Genomic DNA, 11090 nt, shown 5'->3' on the forward strand with positions numbered 1-11090 from the left:
CGGGCGAGGGCGCTCCCCCGCCCGGAGGTGGATTACTCGTAGGTCAGCGTGAACGGCAGCGTGCCGTTGGCGGTACCGGCCTCGACGTCGGTGCCGGCCTTCACGTAGCTGGCGCGCAGCGCCAGGTTGGCCGTGTAGGTCGGCGCTTCGGCCGTGCCGCCCTGGACCAGCGGTGCATCGAACGTTTCGTTGGCGTTCAGGTTCAGCAGCGAGCCTTCGGTGTTGTAGATACCGATGCCCACGCCCTTGGCCGTGCCGGTGGTCTTCAGCAGCTTGTTGTTGTTGCCGTCCACGCCCGAACCGCTGGCCGGGTCGAAACGCACCTTGACCGTGTTCAGGCCCTTGCCGGTCGCACCGCAATCGAGGTTGAGGTTGATCGCCGTACCGGCCGCGATGCCGCCGCCGGCGGTGCTGCCCAGCGCGTCCACGCTGACCTTGCCCATCTTGACGTCGATCGACTGCTCACCCTTGCCGCCGGTCACCGATGTGCCGTTGCCGCCCGTGATGCCGCACGACGCAGCGACGATCTCGCCCGTGAAGTTGATCGTGCCATCCGCAGCATGGGCAGCGCTCATCGCCGCGAATGCGAGGCCAGCAGCCGACATCATCATTGCAATCTTTTTCATTTCAGTTTCACTCAGTTATAAAGGCGTATTGCGATAATGAATGCAAGATTTAATTTTGCATTCGCCGCGTGGAAGATCATTTCCACTGACAATATTTTCAAGAAATCTCTCAAAACGAGGAATAGGACGATTTTTATATGCGGCCTCAAACAAATAGTACGAGTACGAATTTCGGTTTTCGACAAACTGACTACGCTGATTGTCAAGTCAACCTAACTATTCTCGCGAAGCTCTGATCGCACCAGGCGACAAGGATCCCGTCCACGCGCATCACGCAAGCCCGGACATCGGGAATCGCGATCACCTCACGGTCGATGGCGGCGGTTATCGGAAGACGACAGAAGGAGCGAAGCGGCAAGGCGCGCGACTAGTTCCGTTCGACGTAACACCGGAAACTGACATCCGTGCACGCGTCGGCATCTGACGCATCGCGTAGATGTGCGCAATCACGCATTCGCGCGTGTCGAGTTCAAGGAGAGGGATAGGGCACGCAAGCACCCGACGGGCATCGAGCGATGCCGGAATGCATTGCGGTCGACGCTCGGAGATTTCAGAATAGCCGTGGGAAGGTGATATTGACATGCGCGGCTGCGAAACGAGTCACGCACCGCAACGGCTCGACCGAACAGTCAAATCTCGGCTCTCCGGCACTGCGCTATATCGTTGCTCGAGCACTGCGCCACGCGATGGGCCCGCGGATCGACGATCGTGGCGCGCCCACGCCGCGCCACACTCAGTCGTAAATCAGATCGGCTCCGGCGAGCCGCACGACCCGCTTCCGGACAGCCGCGCCAGCGCGCATTCGATCCGCGCGTCGAACGCCTGCCATTCCGCCTTCATCGCTTCGATGCCGTCTTCGATCACGGCCCGTTCGGCACGCGCGCACGCGTCACTCGCCTCGGCGTCGCCTGCCAGTGCAAAGCCGCCGCGCATCGAGTGCAATTCGATCTTTATCAGATCGATCTCGCCGGCCGCCAGCGCGCCTCCGATCACCGCCAGCGAATGCAGCGTCGCCGCACGTAACGTCTGCCGCATCTCGTCGGTCATGACTGGCGGCCCGCCATGCACCGGCGCACGTGCATCACCGCTCGCCACACCCCGCCGCCCGCCATGCTTGCGCAATACCGCTTCGAGCGTTCCGATCGACAACGGCTTCAACACGACCTCCACCGCCCCCGCCCGCTCACAGCGCCGGCGATCCTCATCGGTCGCGTGCGCGGTCATCGCGATCACCGGCACCGTCGCCCCCTGCTCCCGCAGGAAATTTGCCAGCGCAAACCCGTCGAGTTCCGGCATGCCGAGATCCGTCAGCACGACGTCGAACGGATGCTCGAAGAACGCGCGCATCGCTTCCACGCCGTTGCAAACGATCGTGGCGTCGTAATGCAGCGCATCGAGCTGGTCGCGCAGCAACGCGCGGCTCGCGGGATGATCCTCGGCGACGAGCACGCGCAGCGGCTCCTCGTCGTCCTCACGGGCCAGTTCGCCCGTTTCGGCAGCAGCCTTCGCACGGGGTACGTCATCCGCTTCGGATGCCGATCCGTACCCGCGCACCGCGTCCGCGAACGCCGGCAGTTCCGGCACGTCGATGCGCCACCCGGGCGCGGCATCGGGCAGCGGCAACACGGCTGTAAATGTCGTGCCTTCGCCAAGGCGGCTTTCGACGTTCAGTTCGCCGCCCATCAGCGTGACGATGCGCTTGCACAGCGGCAACCCGAGCCCCGTGCCGCCGAAGCGGCGATACACCGATGCGTCGGTCTGAATATAGACGTCGAACAGCGTCGACATGCTGTCTTCGGGAATGCCGATGCCGGTATCGCGAACGACGATCTCGACACGCCGCCCGGCCGTGCCGGTCGGCGCGGGCCGCGCTTCGACCGTCACGCCGCCGCGCTTCGTGAACTTGATCGCGTTGCTGACGAGATTCGACACCAGTTGACGCAGCCGGGTCGGATCGCCGACGTAACCGTCGGCCAGATCCGGGGCCACGCGACAAGCAAGCGCCAGGTTCTTCTCGTCTGCGAGCGGCCGGAACATCGCGGTCACGTCGTCCAGCATGCGACGCAAATCGAACGGGATGCTTTCGAGCACCATCTGGTTCGACTCGGCCTTCGACAGGTCGAGCACGTCGTTGATCACGCGCAGCAACGCATCCGACGATGACGCAACCGTATTCAACCGCCGCTGCTCCGCCGACGGCAGCGACGCGCGCGCCATCAGTTCGAGATTGCCGATGATCGCGTTGAGCGGCGTGCGGATCTCGTGACTCATCGTCGCGAGGAACGTCGATTTGGCCTTGTTCGCGTCCTCGGCGGCCACGCGCGCTTCACGGAGCGTCTCTTCCACTTCCTTGCGCGCGGTGATGTCGATCAGCGTGCACAGCAGCACGTCGATGCCGCGGTACTTGGCGCGCACCATGTGGGCGTCGAGATACGCGGTGCCGTGCTCCTCACGCTCGATAGCGAATTCATGCGTGACGAGCCCGTGCGCGCCATCGTCGACGCGCACCTCGTCGCGATAAACCTGCCACAGTCTTTTGCCGAGCGGCGCCCCCGACACGGCCTTGTCGTAGGCAGCCATCGCATCGTTGCGCACGATCGCGTCGCCGTCGGCGAGCGACAGCAGCGCGAGGCCGGCCGGCGCCGTGCGAATCAGCGTCCGGTTGAGCGCCTCGCTTTCGATCAGTCGTACCGCGCGCCGATTGGCGGGACGCAGCGCGCGCCGGTCGAACATCACGATCGCGGCCCACAGCGCCGCGATGCAGAACAGCGCCAGGCCGCACGTGATGCCGATGCGTACGGCATTGGCGATCGCCACGCTTCGCCACGAGACGCTCTTGATCAACACGAGGTCGGAGCCGGGCAGGCGATCGCCAAGCACGAAGCGGCTACCGATGCGATGCGGAATGGCTGGCGCGCGATCCCGATTCAGCACGCGATCGAGCATTGGTGCGACGAATCGGCTGTCTTGCGGCCGCCCCATCACGATATGCCCGCTCGTGTCGACGAGCACTTTCTCTTCGTCCGGCGCCTGCGGTGCAATGATCCGGTCGAGTTCGGGACGACCGTTGAAGACGAGCCATGCGAATGGCTCGCCGTCCACGTTGCGCAGCCGTTGCGCGATCCGGGTCACGGGCCTGCCGAGCAACGGGTCGTCGCGCGTCTCGATGATGACGCGGTCATCGGCATCCGTGGGTTCGAGGCGTCGCGCCAGTGCCCGCAGATCGGACGGAGCCAGCCGCGCGGGGGCCCGTGCAGCCAGTTCGGCGCCGAACAACACCAGATAATCGTCGTTCACGCCGATCAGGTAAGCCGAGAAACTCAGCGCAATCGAAACCGGCGACGGCGTGGCGACGGCGTGGCCCATCCGGTAGAGCGCGCCGATATAGCGCATATATGCGGCAGGTGAGTGCCCCGGCGTGATATCGGCGAACCCGACGACCCTCGACTTCCCGTACGGGTTCGGCCAATCCAGTCGGCCGCCGCTATCGATCAGCGTTTGCAGATCGGACAGCGGCACGACTTCAGGGTTGCTGTTGGCCGCGGTCATGTTGTCGGCGAATCGCCCAAGCAACACCTTCGTCACCTGCAATTCGCCGTGTAGTAGCGCCGCTTCCCCCAGGAATGACGAGCGCATCTGGGCGACGTAGTCGCCGACGGTAAGCCGAATGACCAGGATCGCGCACAGCACGATGAACGCGGTGATCGCCACGCCGCCGCCGTACAGCAGCGCGTGCTGCTGGCGCCGAACCCGGGTCGGGTCGAACGGCTTGCGGCCGACGGCGGCAGCCTGTTCGGCCAGCCTTTTCAATTTGTCGGGCATACGATTCGCCGTGGTTTCATTGTCGTCGGACGCGGGCCGGCATTCGCCCGTGCTGGCGGCAGCTTGCCGCGGGTGCAATCGTCACGCATCGAACATGCGCGCAGGAACGGCCCGGCACCGTGCGGTCCCCACAGCGCGCACGCCTGTGGCCCGTACCGCACCGTGCGCTCACATCAGTCACGCGCGGCGGGTGCGCCCGGAGCGGACGGATCCTGCACGTCGCCTTCGTCCGCATACCGGATCAGGTCCGCGTCGCGAACGATCCCCAGCTTCTTCATCGCGCTCGACTTCTGGGAACTGATGGTCTGCTTGCTGCGATGCAGCTGCGTGGCGATCTCGCCCACCGTATAGCCCGCGCCAAAGAGCCGGACCACCTCGATCTCCCGGGTGGTCAGCGCACGCGCGACAGGCACGGAATCGCCGTCCTGGAGCAGCTGTTTGACGAACGGCGACATGTAGTTCGCGCCGACGTAAGCCGCATGCACGGCGCCGATCAAGTGCGACAACGCATCCGACTTGCTCAGGATGCATTGCACGCCCTGCTTGTGAATGGCGCGCAGCACGCTCGGATTGTCGATCATCGTGATCGTCACGATACGCAGCGCGGGGTAACGACGCTGCAGGAACGACAGCAGCACGAGACCGTCGCCGTACTTGCCGCCGGGCATCACGTAATCGAGCACGAGCACGTCGCTCGGTTGCGCGTCGAGCGCCGCAACCAGATCCGTCGAGTTCGAAACGGCGCCCGCAAGCTTGATCGTGCTGTTGCCTTGCAGCGCCTGCGACATCCCGAGCGCCGATGCCGGATGATCGTCCGCCACCATCACGCGCACTGAGAATTCGTCCATGTACCTGTTTCTCCCCGAGGCTTTCGTTCACGCATCCGGCTCGCGCCGCGACAGGCGCGCGCTCGCGTTGTCGGCCGATAGTCAGCCGCGTTCGGCTCGCCGGACGACAATGACTTAATTTTAAGATAAATCCAGCTTCGCTCACCGGTCGGGCGCGACCGTCCACGCGCCGCGCATCTTGCGCCCCAATGGGCAGGCGCGCTTCGGCGCCGCCCTCTCGCGGCTCGCGCAGCGGCCGGGCCGTCCGGGCACCTTGGAAATCCGCCGGGCGGCTCGACCGTATACGACGACAGCGGCCGTCGCGGTCGGGCCCGAACGATCGATCTTACCCGCGTATCGTACGCCGGGCAGCGCGACGGGCAAGCGCGGCGTGATCCTGATGCACGCCTGCCCTACGCCGTGCGCTACTGGTTCGCCGACCCGCGAGGTTCGTCATGCTGGCCGCCTTCCTGTTGCATTTTCCATTCGTTGATCGCGCGCCGCCGCTGGGCCGGCGACATCAGCAGATACTCGTTCATCATCGTCAGAAACTCCCTCCGTGATTTTTCGGACAGTGTCGAGAAATCGATCAACAGTGCGAATATCTTCCCCAAGTGACGCACGGCCTTCCCCTCCGGTTTGATTCGAAATCCGCCGCACAACAGGCGTCGGTCCCCTGCCTTTGTTATCTCGGATATGCGTTGCTGAATTCACTGTTGCCGGTTACCGGCCATGCAATGCCGCCTCGCGATCGGCCGTCCTGCTTGCCGCGCCTTCCGGCGCCACGCCGTACCGCTGCCACGCGGGCGCGAGCGCGCCGCGCAGGTGCGCAAGCGTCACGGGTTTCGTCAGGACGCGCCGCACGCCCGCCGCCGTGCAGCGGCGCATGCCTTCAGGCGTCACGTGCGACGTGATGACCAGCACGTCGCACGCCGCGCCGCGGCCGCGCGCGGCTTCCGCCAGTTCGTGCGCGCGCAGGTCGGGCAGGTCGGCGCCGATCAGCAGCACATCCCAGCCTCCGCCGGCCAGCGATTCGAGCGCCGCGCGCCCGGACCCGACCTCGGCCACCGTGCAGCCAAGCACATGCAGTTGCTCGCGGAAGATCGACCCGTCGATGGCTTCGTCGTTGGCGACCAGCACGCGCAATGCACGGGAGACGAACGGCGGCAGTCGCACGGGCCCGGTGCGCCGCCGGCCGCACATATCGACGTGCGACAGCTCGGCGGCGGATGAAGTGGCGATCGCACTTTCTCGGGGACACGATTCGATGCACGTCAGCGCGGCGCGCAGACCGCCGAGCGAATAACTCGATACGCGCACCGTACCGCCCGCGCGGTGGGGTTCGAGCGGGCCGTCGCGTGTCGCGAGAATCAGCGGCGCACAGCCGCGCAGGCTGCCCAGTTCCACGTGCGACCAGGTGTCGGGATCGCCGAACAGCACGACCGGGCCCGCCAGGTCACGCGGCAGGCTCGACGGACTGTCGTACACATCGACGTCGAATCCCCATGCACGCAGATGCGGTAACGCGAATTCGCGCCACTCGGGATGCGCGGCGACGAGCGTCAGCGCACATGCGTGCACACTGCCCGGCCGGTCGGGCGCAGCGATGTCCATGCCGAGCGGCAATCGAATCGTGAAGCAACTGCCGACGCCCGGCTTGCTCGCCACGTCGATGCGGCCGCCCATCGCCGTGACGAGCCGGTCGCACAGCGCGAGCCCGAGCCCCGTGCCGCCATAGCGCCGCACGATCGACGTATCGACCTGAGAGAACGCCTTGAACAGCTTGTGCCGATGCTCGGCGGCGATGCCGATCCCGGTATCCTCGACCGCGATCGACAACGCCGGCACATCGTGACCGCCGGCGACGACGGCGACACGCACGGTCACGCGGCCCGCATCCGTAAACTTGATCGCGTTGTTCAGCAGGTTGCCGAGCACCTGCGCGAGCCGTGTCGGATCGCCGCGCATCCGCTGCGTGCCGGATGCGTCGACCTCGCAGAACAGTTGCACGCCCTTTGCCTTTGCGATCGGCGCGAACGCGCTCAACTCGCGCGCGACCGTCGCGATCACATCGAATTCGATCGACTCGACCTGCATCGCGCCGGCCTCGATCTTCGAGAAATCGAGAATGTCGTTGACGAGCGCGAGCAGGCTCGCGGCCGACGTGCGCAGCGTACCGACCCGGCCGTGCTGTACCGCATCTAGCGCCGAGCGCTCGAGCAGTTCGAGGTTGCCGAGGATCACGTTCAGCGGCGTGCGGATCTCGTGACTCGTCGCCGCGAGGAACGACGATTTCGCGGCGTTGGCCGAATCGGCTGCGCGCACGGCTTCTTCGAGCCGCTGCGTGAGTTGCCGCTTAGCGGTCGTGTCGGCGACCGCGGCGATCAGCACGTCCGCGCCCTGGTAACGCGCGCCGCAGGCGATGAATTCGAAATGCAGGTGTGCGGCCTCGTCACCGCCAAGCAGCAGATCGTCGTGCAGCACGCCACTCGCGTCGCCGCTCGCGACATGCGCCTGCCACGCGGCAGCCACCTGGTTCGACAGCGCGTGATAATCGCCGCCGAGCCGCGCGACCATGTCCGTCAATGCGGGGCTCGCGAGCAGGAAATGCCCGTCGTCGCGCGCGATCAGCCCGAGCCCGATCGGCGCCATCTCGATCACGCTGCGGCATAGCGCCTCGCTGTCGAACACGCGCTGCGAGCGCGCATAGAGCGGCGCGAACTCTCGCCGGTAAAAACGCAGCAGCAGCCCCCACATGACCGCGAGCGTCAGCAGCGTCGCCGCCACCAGCGTGCCGGCCGAACGCGCGACGCCGGTCGCGACGTCGGCCCACGACAACGCGTATGTGAGCGTCCAGCCCGTCGATTCGAGCGTGCCGTGAAACAGCAGGAAGCCGTCGCGGAACACCGGCGAGCCCGACGACGCGCCGCCCCACCACGGAGCCAGCTCCAGCAGGCGCGCCGCGCGGCCGGCGTCGCCGACGGCGGGATCCATCGCGACGAGCCGGCCATCGGCCGTCGTGATGGTGAACGCACCTTCGGGACGATAGTCGGCCAGCCACGACAGCAGGTAATCGGGCGGGTATTCGGTCGCGAGCACGGCAAACGTTTCGCCGTCGTCATGCGCCTCGGCCGCGATCCGGATACGTGGCTGCCCCGATACGGGATCGGTGAACGGCGCCAGCCAGCGCACGTGCGGGCGTGCATCGACGACACCCGGATACGCGCGCTCGAAATCGATGCGCAGCGCATCCAGCACGCGCGCGCGATCGTCGGGCGATACCAGTGCGGGATCGTCGCGGTTCCGGTTCGGCACCAGCCCGAACATGCCCGTGCGCGTGCTGTAGTGGTAACCCTCAAGCGTGCGCCCACGATTGATCGAGCTCGCCGCGCAGATGCGCGACAGCAGCACCGACAGCGACAGGTAGCGCGCAACCTCGGCGCGGTCGCCGGTTTGCCCGGGCACACCGAGCACGAGCGACGGATGCGGCCGGATCTCGACGCGCTGGTCGTCGCGGAAGAATGCATCGACAGCCGACGCGGGCGCGCTATTGGCCTCGCGCCAGATCAGCTGCGCATTCGCGACGCCGTTGCGGAACGACGTCTCGCTCACCTGGATCTCGTTGAGCGTCTGCTCCAGCCCGTTCAGGTAGTTGCGCCGTTCGCCCTCGACATGGCCCGAGACGATCGCCGCCATCCCGAGACCGCACGCGATCAGGACCAGGACCGTAACGACGATGCCGCCACCGAACACCGAAATGCTCAGATAGCGGCGGAGGGATTGAAGCGAACTCTGCGGCATGACGCGCGGCGATGGCCGCGACCTCGAACAATGCCGATTCGGATCGCAAGCCCTCGCCGGAACTCACCATGGAAAAGATGGAATGAATTCCGACGATGCCAAACGCGTGTACGAGCGTCCACCCTGAGTGAACCGTTTCGTACACGTCAAGTTTCATTGAATCGATTTTTAGAACTTGACCTAGATTCGATGCCGGAAAAAAACGCGACAGGACGCGTCCCAGCCGTGCGTCGAAACATGCGACGCGCGGCCGGGAAGGGAAGGAATGAGGAAAAAAGCGGGGGCGAGCCCGAAAGCAGCGGGCCCCCGCGGAAACGCCGCGCAAGCGGCGAGGCACACGGGCAACCGGCGAACGACGGCCGGTTCAGTTCTGCGTAAGCGGGTTGAGCGTCGTGCACAGGAAGCCCGTGCAGTTCGTCGGCTTGAAATAGAACGACGCCATCACCGGGCTGGTTGTGCCGAGCGCGAGATCGCTCAGATACGCGGAGCCCTGCGCGCCGTACGTGTTCGACTGCTGGACGAAGGCGGCGCCGGTCGACTGGATCGCGGCCGACTGGTACGTGAAGGTTGGCGACTGCGTCTGGTCCTTCACGTAGACCCACGAGATCGTACTGCCGAACAGCATCCCGCCCTTCGCGCGATAGCCCTTCGCGCCTTCGCTGTTGGCCTGCGCGATAAAGTCGCTGACGTTTGTCGTCGGCACCAGTGCATCGTACGTATAGGTCGCGTTCGACGCGTTGTTCTTCATGTACACGTTCGCCTGCGCCGATCCGACCGCCATCGGGCCCAGGAACCAGTAGCCCGACTGGCCCTGACCGTTCGCCTGCGTGAGAAACGCATTCGTGTCGACCGGCAAGCCGGTCGTCGTGTACGTATAAGTGGCCGACGAGCCGCCGTCCTTGCGATAGAGATAGCCGTACGTGAGCGGCCCTTCGTAGCGGTAGCCGCTCGCGCCTTGCGTGTTGGCCTGACTGACGAAGCCCGGCATGTCGGCCGGCGTCGCCTGCAGTTGGTACGTGTACGTCTGAACGGTGCCGTCGCTCACGAAGATCGAGCGCGACCCGCCGCTGGATGCGTTGTAGAAGTAGTCGCCGAGATAGCGGTAGCCCTTCGCGCCTTCACTGTTGAGGAGCGTCACGAAGCTCGCCTGATCTGCTGCGGTCGGCTGTGCGTCGTAGCGCAGCGTCAGCGTGCTGCCGCCCGAGCCGCCGCTGCCGCCGCTTCCCGTGCCACCATTTCCGCCGGTGCCGCCGTTATTGCTCGTGCCCGATCCGCCGCCGGACGATGCGGGCGAGGAATTGTCGTCGCCGCCGCAGGCGGTCAGGGCCAGACAGGTCAATGCGATCAATGCAACGGCTTTCATCGGAGTCACCTCGAAACGGAAAGGACGAACGAAGCCGGTGCGCGCGGACAGCGCCGTACGCACGGACGGTTATGGACGGGAATCGGCCGGCGGCGCACCGCCGGCCCGTGAGCGTCAGTTGACCTGGAGCTGGCCACCGCGGCCGAGGCCGCCCTTGACGTCCTGCGCCTTGTAGCTGCGCAGTGCGACGACCATCTTGTTGTACGCGTCGATGAACGCGACGACGGTCGCCTTGCCTTCCGGCGTCGTCGAGAAGCCGGCAAGGGCGCCGCCCACGCCGCCACCGAAGCCGCCCAGCGCCGCACCGTAGTTGGTCGCCGTCGAGCTGCCTTCGGCCGCCGCGATCTGCACGGCGGAACGCACGTCGAACAGCGTCAGCGTGACGACCGATGCCTTCGTCTGCAGGTGGCCGGCCACCGCCGCCACCGCGCTGTTGCCGATCAGCCCGCCGATCATGCTGCCGATGCCGGCGATCGGCGAATCGTTGATGACGATCTGCGGTTCCATGTAGTAGTCGGCCGCGACACGCTGGCCCTTCTGCTGCTTCGAGCCCGCGCGGTATTCGCCGGAGCTGCGCTGCAGCTGCGTGATGCGCGACAGGCGCGCGTCGCTCTTCTGGTTGCCGATCGACGTGATCACGAAGCAGTTCGA

Annotated in this window: 6 protein-coding genes and 1 pseudogene; all 7 read right to left on the reverse strand. The window is 65.8% G+C overall.

Annotated elements, in window-relative coordinates; translation table 11 throughout:
• Positions 1-32: 32 nt before the first annotated feature.
• Positions 33-626: a fimbrial protein gene (locus VL15_RS27580; protein ID WP_048249834.1), complete on the reverse strand. Its 594-nt coding sequence runs from the start codon at positions 624-626 to the stop codon at positions 33-35.
• A 744-nt stretch (positions 627-1370) separates the two neighbouring features.
• The gene (locus VL15_RS27585) at positions 1371-4448 is read right to left on the reverse strand and encodes a hybrid sensor histidine kinase/response regulator (protein WP_048249836.1); all 3078 of its coding nucleotides are present in this window, start codon (positions 4446-4448) and stop codon (positions 1371-1373) included.
• Positions 4449-4621: 173 nt separating this feature from the next.
• Positions 4622-5296 (reverse strand): response regulator, encoded by a 675-nt coding sequence (locus VL15_RS27590; protein ID WP_048249837.1) that lies wholly within the window; start codon positions 5294-5296, stop codon positions 4622-4624.
• A 404-nt stretch (positions 5297-5700) separates the two neighbouring features.
• Positions 5701-5868: a hypothetical protein gene (locus tag VL15_RS27595; RefSeq protein ID WP_419188700.1), complete on the reverse strand. Its 168-nt coding sequence runs from the start codon at positions 5866-5868 to the stop codon at positions 5701-5703.
• Between the two features lie 130 nt (positions 5869-5998).
• Positions 5999-9076, reverse strand: coding sequence for an ATP-binding protein (locus VL15_RS27600; RefSeq protein ID WP_048249839.1), 3078 nt, complete (start codon positions 9074-9076; stop codon positions 5999-6001).
• A gap of 364 nt (positions 9077-9440) precedes the next feature.
• Positions 9441-10439 (reverse strand): hypothetical protein, encoded by a 999-nt coding sequence (locus tag VL15_RS27605; protein WP_048249845.1) that lies wholly within the window; start codon positions 10437-10439, stop codon positions 9441-9443.
• 114 nt (positions 10440-10553) lie between these two features.
• A pseudogene (locus VL15_RS27610) lies at positions 10554-11090 on the reverse strand (hypothetical protein); the annotation flags it as partial.

The sequence above is a fragment of the Burkholderia cepacia genome, from assembly GCF_001039005.1.
Lineage (GTDB): Bacteria > Pseudomonadota > Gammaproteobacteria > Burkholderiales > Burkholderiaceae > Burkholderia > Burkholderia theae.

What these genes read in the sequence shown, in the direction of transcription:
- VL15_RS27590 (WP_048249837.1), bottom strand. Translation starts at nt 5,296, where the DNA reads ATGGACGAATTCTCAGTGCGCGTGATGGTGGCGGACGATCATCCGGCA.
- VL15_RS27580 (WP_048249834.1), bottom strand. Translation starts at nt 626, where the DNA reads ATGAAAAAGATTGCAATGATGATGTCGGCTGCTGGCCTCGCATTCGCG.
- VL15_RS27585 (WP_048249836.1), bottom strand. Translation starts at nt 4,448, where the DNA reads ATGCCCGACAAATTGAAAAGGCTGGCCGAACAGGCTGCCGCCGTCGGC.
- VL15_RS27605 (WP_048249845.1), bottom strand. Translation starts at nt 10,439, where the DNA reads ATGAAAGCCGTTGCATTGATCGCATTGACCTGTCTGGCCCTGACCGCC.
- VL15_RS27600 (WP_048249839.1), bottom strand. Translation starts at nt 9,076, where the DNA reads ATGCCGCAGAGTTCGCTTCAATCCCTCCGCCGCTATCTGAGCATTTCG.